The sequence below is a fragment of the Paraburkholderia sacchari genome (assembly GCF_000785435.2).
Classification (GTDB): Bacteria; Pseudomonadota; Gammaproteobacteria; order Burkholderiales; family Burkholderiaceae; genus Paraburkholderia; species Paraburkholderia sacchari.
The window spans coordinates 413,366-429,093 of record NZ_JTDB02000003.1; the positions used below are offsets into that span (position 1 = coordinate 413,366).

Consider the following 15,728-nt stretch of genomic DNA (forward strand, 5'->3'; position numbering starts at 1 on the left):
ATGCACGACTGCATCCGGCATGGCAGGCCGTTTTCGGGGGCGCGAACAGCGCCTCGGCAACGTCCCGGCCCCGGCAAAGCCGACATTATCGCGAAAACGTCATGTTTGAAGAAACCCGTGCCAACGTTCCGCTCGCCGAGCGGCTGCGCCCGCGCTCGATCGACGAAGTCATCGGCCAGAAGCATCTGCTCGGGGCCAACAAGCCGCTGCGCGTCGCCTTCGAGTCGGGCGAAGCGCATTCGATGATTCTCTGGGGACCGCCCGGCGTCGGCAAGACCACGCTCGCGCGCCTCATGGCCGACGCGTTCCACGCGCAGTTCATCGCGCTCTCCGCGGTGCTCTCGGGCGTGAAGGATATCCGCGAAGCCGTCGAGACGGCGCAGATGCATCGCGCGCACGGCCATCAGACGCTCGTGTTCGTCGACGAAGTCCATCGCTTCAACAAGAGCCAGCAAGACGCCTTCCTGCCTCACGTGGAGTCGGGCCTGTTCGTGTTCATCGGCGCGACGACCGAGAATCCGTCGTTCGAGGTGAACAGCGCGCTGCTGTCGCGTGCGGCGGTCTACGTGCTCAAGAGCCTGGACGAAGAGGAGCAGGGCGAGCTGCTGGCGCGCGCGAGCGCGGAGCTGGGCGGCCTCAGCTTCACGGAGGAAGCGCAAAAGGCGCTGATCGGCTCGGCCGACGGCGATGGGCGCAAGCTGCTGAACAACCTCGAAATCGTCGCGCGCGCGGCCGCGCAGCAGAAGAAGCGCGAGATCGACGGCGAGCTGCTCGGCAGCGCGCTCGCCGAAAACCTGCGCCGCTTCGACAAGGGCGGCGACGCGTTCTACGACCAGATCAGCGCGCTGCACAAGTCGGTGCGCGGCAGCAACCCGGACGGCGCGCTCTACTGGTTCTGCCGCATGCTCGACGGCGGCGCCGACCCGCGCTATCTCGCGCGGCGCATCGTGCGCATGGCGTGGGAGGACATCGGCCTCGCCGACCCGCGCGCGGCGCGCATCACGCTCGACGCCTCGGAGACCTACGAGCGCCTCGGCTCGCCCGAAGGCGAACTGGCGCTCGCGCAAGCCGTCATCTACCTCGCGGTCGCGCCGAAATCGAACGCGGGCTACATGGCGTACAACGAGGCGCGGCGCTTCGTGGGCAAGGACCAGTCGCGCGCGGTGCCGGTCCACTTGCGCAACGCGCCCACCAAGCTCATGAAGGAGCTGGGCTACGGCCACGAGTACCGCTACGCGCACGACGAACCCGACGCCTACGCGGCCGGCGAGACCTATCTGCCCGACGGCATGCGCGAGCCGCGCTGGTATCAGCCCACGCCGCGCGGGCTCGAAGGCAAGATCGGCGAGAAGCTCGCGCGCCTCGCAGACCTCGACGCGCAATGGCGCGACGCGAATCGGGAAAACTCGCGGGATGAAATCCGCGAGCGCAAGCGTAAGGGCTAGCCCTCGCCGGTGCGTTAAAATCGACGCTTCACACAACGACACTGCGTCTCACAATCCCATGCTCGACATCCAGCTGCTGCGCAAAGACCTCGACGGCGTCGCGAAGCGCCTCGCCGACCGCGGCTATACCCTCGACGTCGCGGCGTTTTCCGCGCTCGAAGCGGAACGCCGCGCCATCCAGACCCGCACCGAAGAACTGCAGGCGCGCCGCAACAGCCTGTCGAAGCAGATTGGCGCGATGAAGGGCCGTGGCGAGGACACCTCGGCAGTGATGGCCGAAGTGGGCGGCATCGGCGACGAAATGAAGGCCTCGGCTGCGAAGCTCGACGAAATCCAGACGAAGCTCTCCGACCTGCTGCTCGGCGTGCCGAACCTGCCGCACGAGAGCGTGCCCGCGGGCAAGGACGAGAGCGACAACGTGGAAGTGCGCCGCTGGGGCACGCCGCGCCAGTTCAGCTTCGAAGTGAAGGATCACGTCGACGTGGGCGGGCCGCTGGGTCTCGACTTCGAGACCGGCGCGAAGCTCTCGGGCGCGCGCTTCACGCTGCTGCGCGGCCAGATCGCGCGCCTGCATCGCGCGCTCGCGCAGTTCATGGTCGACACGCACACGATGCAGCACGGCTATACGGAAACGTACACGCCCTACATCGTGAACCCGGAAATCCTGTATGGCACTGGCCAGCTGCCCAAGTTCGCCGAGGACATGTTCCGCGTCGAGAAGGGCGGTGCCGAGAACACGGTCACGCAGTACCTGATTTCCACCTCGGAAATCTCGCTCACGAACACGGTGCGCGAGAGCATCATCGAAGGCAATGCGCTGCCCATCAAGCTCACCGCGCATTCGCCGTGCTTCCGTTCGGAGGCCGGTTCGTATGGCCGCGACACGCGCGGCATGATTCGCCAGCATCAGTTCGACAAGGTCGAGATGGTGCAGATCGTGGCGCCGGAAACGTCGTACGACGCGCTGGAGCAAATGGTTGTGCATGCGGAGACCATTCTGCAAAAGCTCGGCCTGCCGTACCGCGTGATCACGCTATGCACGGGCGACATGGGTTTCTCGGCCACCAAGACTTACGACCTCGAAGTCTGGCTGCCCGCGCAGAACACGTATCGCGAAATTTCGAGCTGCTCGAACACCGAAGCGTTCCAGGCTCGCCGCATGCAGGCGCGCTACCGCAATGCCCAAGGCAAGCCGGAACTCGTGCATACGCTCAATGGCTCGGGTCTTGCGGTGGGCCGCACGCTCGTCGCCGTGCTCGAGAATTATCAGGAAGCGGACGGTTCGGTCACCGTGCCGGAGGTGCTGCGCCCGTACATGGGCGGCGTTGCCCGGCTTGAAGTGCAGGCCTGAGTATCGCCTTCGAGATTTTTCTCAAAGAGCGCTTGCAAAAGCCAAAATTTGTTCTATAATCTTCGCTTCTCTGGTCGCCGACCAAGGCCGGAGAAGCAGTAAAGCAATACTGGCAGTACCCCGGAGAGGTGGCAGAGTGGTCGAATGTACCTGACTCGAAATCAGGCGTACGGTTTCCCCGTACCGTGGGTTCGAATCCCACCCTCTCCGCCAAATTCAAAAAACCCCCGCATGCTTAACGGCTGCGGGGGTTTTTGCTTTGCGTCCGTTTTTGCGTCCTCTTATTTCGTTGTATGCCCGCGCTGCTCCAGCGAGCGCAGGAAGGTGCCCGAGATCGCCGAGCCGCCGTGGTGCACGATCTTCTCGTCGATGAGCGCCCAAACCGACATCCCGGCGGTGCGAACGCGCTGGCAGAACGACAGGTCTTCCGAGAGATAGACGTCCTTTTCGCCGACCGTGTCGAAGAACGCGTAGAAGCGACCATCGGGCAGGTAGGGCGCGTATTGCGCGGGCGGACGGTAAAGCTGAGTGAGCGGCGCGAGCGCAACGAGCGCATCGCGGCGGATGAGGAAGATGCCCGTTCCGATGTGGTTGACCTCGACCCAGCCGTTGCTGACTGTGCTGCTGCCGTGTGCGTCGGTGCGAATCGCCGTGTTGTATTCCACGGTCTTTTCCTGCCATTCGCGCAGCGAGAGACCCACGTCGTCGCTCGTGATCTTCTTTTCCACGTCGAAAAACCGGTACGGGCACGCGATGCCCGCTACCGGCTTGTTGCCGGCGAGGAGGCGCGGAACCGCTTCGCGCGAGAAGTCCATGTCTGTGTCGAGGAACAGGACGTGCGTGAATTCGGGGTGGTTCAGGAAATAGCTCGCGAAGAAATTGCGCGCGCGGATGATGTGCGACGAAGCCGTGTGGATGTACTCGAAGCGCACGCCGCGCTCCTTGAAGGTTTCCATCAGGCGGGCCAGCGCGATCGCAAAGTCGAAATGCACCGAATTGTCGTAGGTGGGCAGTGCGATCAGCACGTTGAGCGCGGCGGCCGATTGTGCGCCGGGCGTGGCGCTTGTGGCGGCGCTTGTTGTGGGAGCGGAGTCAGGCTGGGTCATGGTCGGGCATTCGGCTCATGTCGTTGTAAGATATTTCTTATTTTTAAGGGCGGTTTGTGCGCGGACAATCGGACGTCTCCGAATCGGCGCCAGCCAGAGAGGACTGACGCCCAGGTACAATGGAGCTTTCCGCGCGGCTGCCCCGAATTGGCTGCGAGGCGCTTTGCGCTGCCGCGCTCACTCCCCGTTCATAGCGTTCACAGATGGCCATCACTTACAAATCTGCCGACGACGTCGCGCGTCTGCGCATTGCCGGCCGGCTCGCCGCCGACGTGCTCGCCATGATTGGCGAACACGTCAAGCCCGGCGTCTCCACCGACGACCTCGACGCGATCTGCAACGACTATATCGTCAACACGCTCAAGGCGGTGCCGGCCAACGTCGGCTATCTCGGCTTTCCGAAGACGATCTGCACCTCGGTCAACGCGGTGGTCTGCCACGGCATTCCGAACCGCAACGAGGTTCTCAAGGACGGCGACATCATCAATATCGACGTGGCCGTGATCAAGGACGGCTATTTCGGCGACACGAGCCGCATGTACACCGTGGGCACGCCGAGCACGGTCGGGCGTCAGCTCATCGACACGACTTATGAGGCGATGCTCGCGGGCATCCGCCAGGTCAAGCCCGGCGCGACGCTCGGCGATGTGGGCCACGCGATTCAGCGCCGCGCCCAGGCCGACGGCTTTTCGATCGTGCGCGAATACTGCGGCCACGGCATCGGCAAGGTGTATCACGAAGAGCCGCAAGTGCTGCACTACGGCCAGCCGGGCCAGGGCGTGCGCCTGAAGCCGGGCATGGTCTTCACGATCGAGCCGATGGTCAACGCGGGCCGCGCGGGCACGGCTGTCCAGCGCGACGGCTGGACGGTGGTGACGAAGGACCGCTCGCTCTCCGCGCAATGGGAGCACATGGTGGCGGTGACCGAAGAGGGCTACGAACTCCTCACGCCCTGGCCGGACGGCACGGGCGCGTACGAAGCCCCCTGAGGGCCGCGATGCGCGTGCCTGTGGGGCCCCTGGGCCGGTCTGTCAAGTTCTGCGTGGGCAGTGTGCGCGGGGCAAATTTGTTAAATAAGGATTTGACTCGCCGCCCAGTTCGGTTAAAGCTACGCGTTAGTGCTTTATTGGGGTTTACGACTGCATGAGTCCGTCACTGACCGTTCGCCGTATTGCTGCCGATCAGGGTGCCGTGCTCCGCGAGCTTCGAACTGCTTCGCTGCGCGACGCGCCTTATGCGTTCGGCGACTCGCTTGAAGACGCGCTATCCGCCGATGTCGCCGTTTTCGACGCCGCGGCTGCCCGTCATGCGGACTCGCATACCGCCACATCGTTCATCCTCTATACCGAGGGGCATCCGGCCGGCCTGATCGGCGCGAATTTCGAAAGTGCGCCGGCTCGGCGCGCGTTCGTGTTCGCGTTGTGGGTGGCGCCGGCCGTGCGGCATTTGCGCGGCGGCGAGCTGCTCGTCAACGCCGCCATCGATTGGCTCTTGAGCGAAGGCGCCACGCAAGTGTTTGCCTGGGTAACCGATAACAACATTACCGCCATGCGCTTCTACGAGCGGCTCGGCTTCGTCGCCACGGGCGACCACGCTCGCAGCACGCAAACACCCGAGCAGTGGGAGACGCTTCTCGTGCGCGACGTCGCGCTCGCGCAGAAGAGCATGTCGGCCCAGTAACGGAGTGTCTGCCCAGCAGCTGTTCCCTTGTTTTTAGCCATGGCGTGCGTCCGGCACGTCATGCGCCGATTTCTCCCGCCGTTGTGCATTGTTCCCTGTGTCGCAGCATTTTGAGCCATTAAAAATAATGGCCGTGCGCGTCGACGCCTGTAAAATACGCAAAAATTTTCGCCGAACGCTATGTCGTCCAGGAAATCGCCCTATTTTGAACTGAAGAGCGGCTCAGTCGATACGCTTCTATTTGTCGTCAAAACGACTGAACTCGATGCGATGCGCGCCGAACTGACCCGGCGCTTCGAGGCGACGCCGGAATTCTTCGCCAACGATACGGTCGCCATCGACTTGCGGCGCCTCGCCCAGGGCGAGCAAGTCGCGCTTTCCGACATCGCGAGCCTGCTCGAAAGTGTGCGCATGCGCCCCGTGGGCGTGGTCGCTTCGCCCGCGCAGCATGGCTGGGCCGCACAGGCTGGCCTGCCGTTCCTCGAAGCGCGCGACAAGCGCGTCGCCGGCAGCGCAGCCGGCCTGGCCGCAGACGTGCCCGCCCATCAGGGCACGGCCGTTGTGCAGGCCGCCGGCGCTGAAGTTGGCGCAGCAGTCGCAACCGGTGCTGCGAACGGCGCGCCGGCACAGTCCGCCGATGCTGGCGCCGGCGCTCCAGCCGTGTCCGCCGTGCAACCGGAACTCTTCTCTCCGGAGGCTTCCGAGGCGGGTGCAGGACCCGAAGCAGGCGTTGCCGTGGCGCGCTCGACGAGCGCGGAGCCGACGCTCGTGATCGACCGTCCGCTGCGCTCGGGCCAGCGCATTTACGCGAAGGGCGACCTGGTCGTGCTCGGCATGGTGTCGAACGGGGCGGAAGTGATCGCCGAAGGCAACATCCACATTTACGCGCCGTTGCGCGGCCGGGCACTCGCGGGCGTGCACGGCAACCACGACGCACGTATTTTCTGCACGAGCCTCGAGGCGGAACTCATTTCGATCGCGGGTATCTACCGTACCGCTGAAGTTCCGCTTGCCGCCGAGGTGAAGGGCAAGCCCGCGCAAATCCGGCTCGACGAAGAACGGCTCTTGATCGAGCCGTTGCGGCTCTCCTGAGTCGCCGATCGGGCGCGGGCGCGAGCGGCGCGAAACCGCGACGAGACCAAATTGGGAAACTGACGAACGCAAGGTAAGGGAATGGCAAAAATCATTGTGGTGACTTCGGGCAAGGGTGGCGTTGGCAAAACGACCACGAGCGCGAGTTTCGCATCGGGCCTCGCGTTGCGTGGCCACAAAACCGCGGTCATCGATTTCGACGTCGGCCTGCGTAATCTCGACCTCATCATGGGGTGCGAGCGCCGCGTCGTGTACGACCTGATCAACGTGATCCAGGGTGAGGCGAACCTCAATCAGGCGCTCATCAAGGACAAGAAGTGCGAGAACCTCTTCATCCTGCCGGCCTCGCAAACGCGTGACAAGGACGCGCTCACGAAGGAAGGCGTGGAGAAGGTGATCGAAGATCTGCGCAAGATGGACTTCGAGTACATCATCTGCGATTCGCCGGCCGGCATTGAATCGGGCGCGTTGCTCGCGATGCACTTCGCCGACGAAGCGCTCATCGTGACGAACCCGGAAGTGTCGTCCGTGCGCGACTCGGACCGCATCCTCGGTATGCTGTCGTCGAAGACCAAGCGCGCGATCGAAGGCAAGGATCCGATCAAGGAGCACTTGCTGATCACGCGCTACAACCCCAAGCGCGTGAGCGAAGGCGAAATGCTCTCGCTTTCGGATATTTCGGAGATCCTGCGCATCGAGCTGATCGGCGTGATTCCGGAATCGGAAGCGGTGCTGCACGCATCGAACCAGGGCCTGCCCGCAGTCCATCTCGACGGCACCGATGTCGCGGAGTCGTACAAGGACGTGGTATCGCGCTTTCTCGGCGAAGACAAGACGCTTCGTTTCACCGATTACCAGAAGCCGGGGCTCTTGCAGCGCCTCTTCGGCAGCAAGTAAGGGAGGCGCACGTCATGTCGTTTCTTTCGTTTTTTCTCGGCGAGAAGAAGAAGTCCGCCTCGGTAGCGAAGGAACGCCTGCAGCTCATCATCGCTCACGAGCGTGCAGGCGGTCATCCGCCCGCCGATTATCTGCCGGCCCTGCAACGCGAGCTGGTCGCGGTGATCTCGAAGTACGTGAAGATCTCCAACGACGACATTCGCGTGAGCCTCGAACGTCAGGACGATCTCGAAGTGCTCGAGGTCAAGATCGAGATTCCGCAGGCCTGATGCACCCGATGCGCGCGGAGCGGCTGTGCGCCGCGCGCATTTCAACGCTTTCAATATTGCCGCCGCCGTAAGGCCGGCACTTTTCGCGCATGCGCGTGGGCTTGCGTTTGCGCCTTCCTTGCGTGCCTTCCGCGTGCGCATTTCATCGCTGCCTTTCTTGCCGAAATATTCGGTTTCACTTCACCCCTCGCGGTAACACCGCCGTTGTCAGCGCAGCCGCGTGCTCGCGCATTGATCGGGTAACGCCACTTTCGGCGTACACCTCGTAGGGGAGTTTTACATGAACCACTCCATCCGCTTGCTCGTTGCCAAGGCTGCAATTGTTGTCGCGGGCGCTTGCGCCGTTGCGGCTCCTGCGCTCGCCGAAGAAATTGTCGTCATCGCGCCGAGCGCGCCGCCGCCCACGCGCGTCGAAGTCGTGCCCGCGCCGCGTGTCGGCTATGTGTGGGACAAGGGTCACTGGCGCTGGGATCGCGGCCACTACGTGTGGATCGCGGGCCACTGGCAGGCCGAGCGTATCGGCTATCACTGGGTGCCGGGCCACTGGGTCGCGCACGGCCCGAACTGGCGCTGGATCGAAGGTCGCTGGGTCGCTTGAGAGGCATCAATAAAGCGCTAACCCTGATCGACAGATAAAGCACATGAGAAAAAGACTGCTTGCCGCTGCGGCGCTTACGATCATGCTGGCCGGTTGCATCGTCGTTCCGGCCCGGCCCATGTACGTGCGGCCCGCGCCCGTCGTGATCTACTGACGCCACGTGCCATGCAATGGCAAGGCAAGCACGGCGCACCTCAGCGGGTGGTGGTTTCGTCCGCTGCGGTGTGGCCGGGTTTGTCGCCGGGTTTGTCGCTTTCTGGCACGGCTTTCAGTACAGGCAACCCCATCGCCGGCCGCGTGTAGCGCAGCGAGAGCGTTTCGTAGAGCGGCGGCGCAAAGATGCGCGAGACGCGGCTCGCGATCAGCGCGGTGGCCATCAGCGAGATCACGAGCGCGTGGCCGTCGATCATCTCCATGACGATCACGAACGAAGTGATGGGCGACTGCGTGACCGCCGCGAGATAGCCGACCATGGCGAGTGCGATGAGCATCGGCAACTGCATGTCGTTGAAGATCATGTGCAGCACGTTGCCGAAGCCCGCGCCGATCGACAGCGAAGGGGCGAAGATGCCGCCCGGAATCCCCGGCAGGTAGGAGCCGACCATCGAGGCCATTTTGAGGAACGGATAGGCGATCGAAAGATGCTCGCGGCCGTCGAGCAGGCCGCGCGCTTCGGCGTAGCCGCTGCCGAACGTCGTGCCGCCCGAGACGAGCCCGATCACCGCGATGACGAACCCGCAGAGCGCCGCGAATGCGATGGGGCGTTCGGCATGCAGCTTGCGCAGCGGCGCGGGAATCCAGCGCTGCGTGTTGAGCAGCAGCCAGCAGAAGATGCCGCCCGCGATGCCGGTGACGAGCGCGGTGATGAGCACGGCCACGGCGAGCAGGCTGGGAAAGTGCGCGCCAATCTGGATCCTGCCGAAATACGTGTAGTTGCCGTTCAGGCCGAGCGCGATCACGCCGGCGATGATGATCGACGTGATGACCACGCCGCTTGCGCGCGCCTCGAAGCTGCGCGTGAGCTCTTCGATGGCGAACACGATGCCCGCAAGCGGCGTGTTGAACGCCGCGGATAAACCCGCAGCCGCGCCCGCGAGCACGAGCTTGCGCTCGATGACCGCGTTCGAGCGCGGGTAGAAGCGGCGCATGTTGAACATCAGCGCCGCGCCCACCTGCACCGTGGGCCCTTCGCGGCCAATCGTGAAGCCGCCGAGAATCGCGAGGAACGAGATCAGAATCTTGCCCGCGAGAATGCGCAGCGTGAGCAGGCGGGTCCCCGTTTCGCCCGTCTTCGTGTGCAGCGTGGCGATCACCTGTGGAATTCCGCTGCCTTCGGCGCCGCGAAAGAACATGCGGGTGAGCCATACGGCGACAGCCGCCACGGAGGGCGTGACGACGAGCGGCAGCCAGACGTGGTCATGCTGCACGCGCAGGAAGGCGTTGTAGCCCCAATCGATCAGGCGCGCGTAGAACACCGCGACGAGACCGACCGCGATCGCGCCGAGCCAGAGCACGCCGTACTGCCGCCACAGACGCCGCGCGCGTCGCACGAGCTGCGCAAGAAGGTTCGGGTTCAGGGGGCGCATGGTTTTTATTCGAGACGCAAAGCACTGATTGTAACGGCGTGAAGTCGGGCGCTGGGTTCGTTTGCGCGTCTGCGCAACGGGGCGGGCTTCGTTGGCTTGGTCCAGGGCGCCGGAATGCATGAAAGAAGGGTCCGATGAATTTCAGGCGCACTCGCAGATTTGTCCGCTGGGCGCGGTCCCGCTCCGTTAAAATCTCGGGAAAAATTCAGGCAAATCATGGAAATCGGACCTCGCAGGTTCGCAGCACAATGAAACGAGTCTTGATTGTCAAAGTGACTTCACTCGGCGATATCGTCGAGGCGCTTCCGGTCGTGGCCGATGTGCAACGCGCATTCCCCGGCGTGAAGGTCGACTGGGCCTCCGACGAGGCATTCGCCGATATCGTGCGCTGGAACGCCGGCGTCGACCGCGTGTTCTGCGCCCCGCTGCGCCGCTTCAAGAAATCGCGCCGATGGAGCGATTTGAAGGCGATCTGGGAATCGATCGCCGAGTTGCGTGCCGAGCGCTACGACGCAATCATCGATATTCACGGTGTCTACAAGAGCGCGATCATTTCGTTTATTGCGCGCGGTCGGCGTCGCTTCGGCTATCTCGCCCAGGATCTCGGCGAGCGCGGCGCGGCCTTCGCCTATAACGGCCGCTTCGGTCCGCGCCCGAAGTGCGACGCGTGGCTGGGCATGCGCATCAGTACGGGCGAGGCGCTGGGCTACAAAATCGATACGCCGCCCGATTTCCAGATGCGGATCCCACGCGACGGCACGGCGCTTCCCGCACCCGATGCACCCACAGCGCTGATCTTCCACGCCACTTCGAAGGAAGAGAAGAAGTGGCCCGTCGAGCATTGGGGTGAGCTGTGCCGCGCACTGATTGCGCGTGGTCTGCGCATCGAATTGCCATGGGGTTCGGATGCCGAGCATGCCACCGCGCGCGAGATCGCGGCGCTCGTGCCGGGCGCCACGGTGCTGCCGCGCCTCACGGTTTCGCAGGTCGCGCAGCGCATCGAAGACTGCTCGCTCGTGGTCGGCACCGACACGGGTTTCGTGCATCTCGGTCACGCGCTGCTCAAGCCAACCGTCATGATCTTCGTTGCGACTGACGCCGAGCATCTTGGCGTGCGTGCGCCCAACCGTTCGATCTCGGTCGGCGACGGACATCACGTGCCGCCTGTCGCGGTTGCGCTCGATGCTGTCGATCGCGTTTATCCTGCGCGCAATGGCGGCGATGCATCGAAAGGGCCGCTCGCAACCGCGGCCTGAATAGCATGCGCGGCACCGCGTTCTGCGGTGCCGCTTCTCCGCTGTTTTCTCATTACATAGTTGTTAAAAGTGTCGCCGTTGCCTGCCGTGCGCGGCGCTGACGGCGCGTGCGTCCGCGAGACATTGCACGGGCTGTAACACAGGCCACACCGGTTCTTACAAATTGCAACGCCTCAGGCGTTCGCCGTCGTGTTCAATCGAAAACGTCCGCAGCCCACAAGGGCCGGCCATGCAGGACAACAGACATTGACTCGATGGGAGAACGAAGTGAAACGATTGACGCGTACCCTGATTGCAGGTGCATTGCTCGCGGCGGCGCTGGGCGGGTGCGTCGTGGTGCCGGCGGGTGGCTATTACGGCGGCGGCTACCACCACGGCTATTACTATCGATGAGACTCGCGTCGAGCGTGGCGGTGCGTTCAGGCAAGCAGCAACTCGACTGCAACCACTGCCGCGATCGCCGCGGCGTTGGCAACCAGCGCTTCCAGCACGACTGAACGCCAGGTCGCCGTGCGCAGCCGGAAGGCCAGGACGAGTGAGATACCTAGCGCGAGAGCGATCATCAGCACGATATCGGCGTTGCTCAGATGCAGGTTCATGGTTGAACTCCCCCCCGCAGACGGACGCGGACCTCGTTTAATCGAGTATAGGCACGCAGTGTCGCTGGCGAATAAAAAAAGCGGAATCCGCGTTTGCGCGGACTCCGCTTTTTTTGTTGCCGGTGCGCTGTGATTCGGAGCAGTGGATCAGGGCTGCGAATCAGCACCGTGAATCAAGTCAGCGACGTATGACGCGTTTCGCGCATGCACAACACGCCGAAGAGGCTCACGCATGCCGCGATCGAGACATACGCGCCAACCCATGAGAGGCCGCCGCGCGCGGCGAGCACCTGCGCGATATACGGCGCCACCGACGCGCCCAGGATGCCGCCCAGGTTGTACGCGACGCCCGCGCCCGTGTAGCGCACGCTGGTAGGGAAGAGTTCCGGCAGGAGAGCGCCCATCGGTGCGAAGGTGGCGCCCATCAGGAACAGCTCGATCACGAGGAAGAGCAGCACGAGCGGCAGCGAGCCGCTGCCGAGCAGCGGCTGCATCGTGAAGCCCGAAAGGATCGCGGCGATGCAGCCGACGATCAGCACCGGCTTGCGGCCAAAGCGGTCGGACAGCCAGGCCGAGATCGGCGTGGCGATGCCCATGAACACCACCGCGATGCACAGCATGCCGAGGAAAGTTGGGCGCGGGATATGCAGGGCGCTCACGCCATGCGAGAGCGAGAACACCGTGGCGTTGTAGAACAGCGTGTAGCAGACCACCATCGCGAGCGCGCCGAGCAGCGTCGGCCACCAGTGCTTCGAAAGCAGCGTGGCGACCGGCACGCGCACGCGCTCCTCGCGCTCGATGGCGGCCTTGAATGCCGGCGTTTCGGCAATCTTGAGGCGCACATAGAGCCCCAGCGCAACGAGCACCGCCGAGACGATGAACGGCACGCGCCAGCCCCAGTCGCGGAATTGCTGGTCGGAGAGCGTGGAGGCGAGACCGAAGAACAAACCGTTCGATGCCAGAAAGCCCACCGAGGGCCCGAGCTGCGGAAACATGCCGAACCAGCCGCGCTTGCCCTCCGGTGCGTATTCGGTCGCGAGCAGCGCCGCGCCGCCCCATTCGCCGCCGAGGCCGATGCCCTGGCCGAAGCGCAGCACGCACAGCAGGATCGGCGCAAGGCTGCCGATCGAGTCGTAGCCGGGCACGAAGCCGATCAGCGTGGTGGACAGGCCCATCACGAGCAGCGAAGCGACGAGCGTCGATTTGCGGCCGATACGGTCGCCGAAGTGGCCGAAGATGAACGAGCCGATCGGCCGCGCGATGAACGCGATGCCGAATGTCACGAACGCGGAAAGCGCCTGGGCCGTGGCCGAGCCATGCGGGAAGAACACCGGGCCGATCACTAGTGCGGCGGCCGTTGCGTACACATAGAAATCGTAGAACTCGATCGCGGTGCCGATGAAGCTCGCGAAGATCACTCGCGCGGCGCTTTGCTGCTTCGCTGCGTCTGCCTGATCGGCGCGCGCGGGCGAAATGGGAGAAGTGGACATCGATGGGTCTCCGGTCGTTGTACTGTCTGTGTGAAGCGCGCCTTGCGCGTTCCGGCGCGCGACGGGCCAGGCGCGGCGCAGGCGTCTTTTGTTCAGGGTTCGAAGCTGGCAGGCTGGCGGCGTGGCTGAGTGGTCTCAAGACAGCGGCGTCGCGCTCCATTGGCGGAGGCGTTGGCGCCATCCTTGCGCAGGCAACGATCTAGCAGTATGCCTCGTGCGAGAGCGGGTGTGTACACGAAGCGGGAACCGGCCGGGCGCGCTCGGATAAGCGCAAGGCGGACATCAGACGTAGCCGCGCGACGGTCGGGACGCGCATTGGGGCGTGGCGGGGGTGGCGCCGCGCCAATGCGCATGGCCGGGCAAATGCCGGCAGGGGATAACGAAAAATTATAACGACCGTTCGCAACGCGCAGCAAGGTGCCCGCAAGGTGTAGCGACACCTGCGGGATTCAGTTGAAGTTCTGTGCCTGCGGTGAAGCGAGCGAGCGCAACTGGAATTTGCCGTCGTCGTTGAAGAGCCAGTCTTCGAACAATTCGATCTGGCCGATAGAGTTGAGCAGGTGCGGCGGCGGCGGCGGCAGCGGTGCCGAGTGGCGCAGCGTGACGAGCGCGGTGGCTTCTGAATCGTAGTCGCCGTTGGTGCGGTAGACCGACGACTTCACGATCTGTCCGTCGCGATTGACCGTGAACGACACGACCACGAGCGAGCGCAGCATCGCCTGAGGCGTGCCGTGCAGCACATGGGACGGGTTGCGTTCGACGATGCGTTTCGCCACGGCGGCGCGATACTCGTCGAGCGCCACGCTGTTGATCGCCTGGGGCGGAATTACCAGTGCCGGGCGAGTCGCGGGTGTGATCGTGCAGGCGCTCGCGAGCGCGAGCAGCAAGGACGAGCCGAGATAACGCAGCAGGCAGTTGCAGGTGGGCCTGTGGCTAATGGCGCTCACGGCTGCAAGGCCGCTGCGCGGGCGAACGCGGATGAGCATGGCGAGCAGGCTCGGATGCGAAACCAGATTCGAGCTTAGTCGAAACGAGCGGGGTTTCAATCCGCAGTCACCCGCGTGGCTTATCCGGGTGTGCGTTCGAGGCCGCCTGGGCCGCCTTGAGCAAGGCGGCGAGAGTCAAACTGCGGGAAAGACGTGTCGAACGCTTATTCGATGGGGAACTGTGCGCACGGATCGCCGGAAACGGTGGCGCAGGCGTACGAGTACTCGCCGCTCTTCAGGAAGAGCTCCTTGCCGACTTCGAGGTTGGCGCGCAGATCCGGCGAGCTTTCCCAAGCGATGTAGCTCGAGCAGATCACGGCAAACAGGACAACGATCGAAAATGCGAATTTTTCAAGCAGTTGGAAACGGTGCGGCATGGTTGATCCTCTTAATGAGCAGGATTGTACAGCACCATAGGGTTTTCACCTAGATATCTGCCGTATAGGTGGCATGGTATATGGCGGCGATATACGCATGCGACCCTTAAGTTTAATCACATCGCTCCCGGCTGCAGGCGTGAAGTATCGCCAAGACGTGCTTGTGGCATGGGCCGAGGGGCCATGGGGGCAATTGAGGGGGGGGACAGACGAGTAGGGGAGCAGCTGGCGGAGGCGGTGTCTTTCTTTGATCCTTACTGGATAAGGCTTTAAGGCCGATGCGGGAAGAAAGTACCCGAAGAAGTACCCGGATTTGGTCGGCGCTACGGCGAGCGCTGGCGGGCCGTGTGCTGCCTCCCGGCGAGCAAAAACGCTTGGAGACGTGGAGACAATATGTGTCTAGCCTATAGAGCCCATATTCTATAAGGCTTTTGCCCGTCTCCAGGTTGTCTCCAAAGTGTCTCCAATGATATGGCACTTTGGAGGCAAGGGCAGCGGCCAATCACGGCGGCCGGTGGCAAAGTACCCGCCTCTGGAACGCTCCGCGCAAAGGAGTCTCCGCACCGCCGCCTACCACGGCGCGCGGGGAGTCGGAAACTGAGTTTTCCTGTGATGAGGTCCGGGTTAGGAAAAGAGCAAGCGAGGTAGGTCGTCGGCGGGGCTTAGGCTGTTCGTTCCATAAACGCAGATTCAATTTGGAGAATTCAATGGATCGAGATCAGCCTAAATTCGACGAGCCGACGCATGAGCACCTGAAGCGCGTCCGGGCGAGTTTGACTGGAAGGGTCGAGGCAGTGCGCATATGCGGCCCGTTGGGGATGCAGTACTGGCAGCCGCATATGAGGCAACATCCGCACGCGGGCTTGTCAGACGCGGAACTGCTGATGTTGTATCCGAAACCGAGGTAAAGCGTGTGGGCTGGCGGCGCAATTGCCGCCAGTTTGCCCGCCGCGAAGAAAAGGGCTCCGAGCCTGCTTGTACGGGCATTATCGGTTG

Annotated in this window: 16 protein-coding genes and 1 tRNA gene; 11 read left to right on the forward strand and 6 right to left on the reverse strand. The window is 63.6% G+C overall.

Going from position 1 to position 15,728, the window contains the following annotated elements; translation table 11 throughout:
- The first annotated feature begins 101 nt into the window (after positions 1 to 101).
- The 3 genes from NH14_RS14120 (at position 102) to NH14_RS14130 (ending at position 3,009) form a co-directional block, all read left to right on the forward strand.
- A complete protein-coding gene (locus NH14_RS14120) occupies positions 102 to 1,445 on the forward strand; it encodes a replication-associated recombination protein A (protein ID WP_052147823.1) in 1,344 nt (447 codons plus the stop codon).
- Between the two features lie 58 nt (positions 1,446 to 1,503).
- Positions 1,504 to 2,796, forward strand: coding sequence for a serine--tRNA ligase (gene serS / locus NH14_RS14125; protein ID WP_035522308.1), 1,293 nt, complete (start codon positions 1,504 to 1,506; stop codon positions 2,794 to 2,796).
- A gap of 122 nt (positions 2,797 to 2,918) precedes the next feature.
- A tRNA-Ser gene (locus NH14_RS14130) sits at positions 2,919 to 3,009 on the forward strand.
- 68 nt (positions 3,010 to 3,077) lie between these two features.
- Here NH14_RS14130 and NH14_RS14135 read toward each other — a convergent pair.
- Entirely contained in the window at positions 3,078 to 3,902 is an 825-nt protein-coding gene (locus NH14_RS14135) for a glycosyltransferase family 2 protein (protein WP_035522310.1), read from the reverse strand.
- Between the two features lie 203 nt (positions 3,903 to 4,105).
- Between NH14_RS14135 and map the strand changes: the two genes are divergently transcribed.
- From map to NH14_RS14165, 6 genes are all read left to right on the forward strand, one after another.
- Positions 4,106 to 4,891, forward strand: coding sequence for a type I methionyl aminopeptidase (map, locus tag NH14_RS14140; RefSeq protein ID WP_035522313.1), 786 nt, complete (start codon positions 4,106 to 4,108; stop codon positions 4,889 to 4,891).
- A gap of 154 nt (positions 4,892 to 5,045) precedes the next feature.
- Complete coding sequence (locus tag NH14_RS14145) at positions 5,046 to 5,582, forward strand: GNAT family N-acetyltransferase (RefSeq protein WP_035522315.1); 537 nt, start codon at positions 5,046 to 5,048, stop codon at positions 5,580 to 5,582.
- A 180-nt stretch (positions 5,583 to 5,762) separates the two neighbouring features.
- Positions 5,763 to 6,674, forward strand: a complete 912-nt coding sequence (minC, locus tag NH14_RS14150) for a septum site-determining protein MinC (RefSeq protein WP_035522318.1) — start codon at positions 5,763 to 5,765, stop codon at positions 6,672 to 6,674.
- Positions 6,675 to 6,755: 81 nt separating this feature from the next.
- Complete coding sequence (minD, locus tag NH14_RS14155; RefSeq protein WP_035522321.1) at positions 6,756 to 7,571, forward strand: septum site-determining protein MinD; 816 nt, start codon at positions 6,756 to 6,758, stop codon at positions 7,569 to 7,571.
- A gap of 14 nt (positions 7,572 to 7,585) precedes the next feature.
- Positions 7,586 to 7,840, forward strand: coding sequence for a cell division topological specificity factor MinE (minE, locus tag NH14_RS14160; protein WP_035522323.1), 255 nt, complete (start codon positions 7,586 to 7,588; stop codon positions 7,838 to 7,840).
- Positions 7,841 to 8,120: 280 nt separating this feature from the next.
- Positions 8,121 to 8,438: a YXWGXW repeat-containing protein gene (locus NH14_RS14165; RefSeq protein WP_035522325.1), complete on the forward strand. Its 318-nt coding sequence runs from the start codon at positions 8,121 to 8,123 to the stop codon at positions 8,436 to 8,438.
- A 194-nt stretch (positions 8,439 to 8,632) separates the two neighbouring features.
- Here the strand turns inward: NH14_RS14165 and NH14_RS14170 are convergent, their stop codons facing one another.
- The gene (locus tag NH14_RS14170; protein ID WP_035522327.1) at positions 8,633 to 10,024 is read right to left on the reverse strand and encodes a chloride channel protein; all 1,392 of its coding nucleotides are present in this window, start codon (positions 10,022 to 10,024) and stop codon (positions 8,633 to 8,635) included.
- A gap of 248 nt (positions 10,025 to 10,272) precedes the next feature.
- Here NH14_RS14170 and waaC point away from each other — a divergent pair, with 248 nt between their 5' ends.
- Together waaC and NH14_RS33860 are read left to right on the forward strand one after the other, a co-directional pair.
- Positions 10,273 to 11,280, forward strand: coding sequence for a lipopolysaccharide heptosyltransferase I (gene waaC, locus NH14_RS14175; RefSeq protein WP_052147824.1), 1,008 nt, complete (start codon positions 10,273 to 10,275; stop codon positions 11,278 to 11,280).
- 267 nt (positions 11,281 to 11,547) lie between these two features.
- A complete protein-coding gene (locus tag NH14_RS33860; protein WP_269151836.1) occupies positions 11,548 to 11,673 on the forward strand; it encodes a hypothetical protein in 126 nt (41 codons plus the stop codon).
- Between the two features lie 26 nt (positions 11,674 to 11,699).
- On the opposite strand, the gene NH14_RS14180 is transcribed toward NH14_RS33860, so the two are convergent.
- From NH14_RS14180 to NH14_RS14195, 4 genes are all read right to left on the reverse strand, one after another.
- Positions 11,700 to 11,879: a hypothetical protein gene (locus tag NH14_RS14180; protein ID WP_035522328.1), complete on the reverse strand. Its 180-nt coding sequence runs from the start codon at positions 11,877 to 11,879 to the stop codon at positions 11,700 to 11,702.
- A 173-nt stretch (positions 11,880 to 12,052) separates the two neighbouring features.
- Positions 12,053 to 13,369, reverse strand: a complete 1,317-nt coding sequence (locus tag NH14_RS14185; protein WP_035522329.1) for an MFS transporter — start codon at positions 13,367 to 13,369, stop codon at positions 12,053 to 12,055.
- A gap of 449 nt (positions 13,370 to 13,818) precedes the next feature.
- Positions 13,819 to 14,355, reverse strand: a complete 537-nt coding sequence (locus tag NH14_RS14190) for a TonB C-terminal domain-containing protein (protein WP_035522330.1) — start codon at positions 14,353 to 14,355, stop codon at positions 13,819 to 13,821.
- A 164-nt stretch (positions 14,356 to 14,519) separates the two neighbouring features.
- A complete protein-coding gene (locus tag NH14_RS14195; RefSeq protein WP_035522333.1) occupies positions 14,520 to 14,732 on the reverse strand; it encodes a hypothetical protein in 213 nt (70 codons plus the stop codon).
- Positions 14,733 to 15,728: the final 996 nt, after the last annotated feature.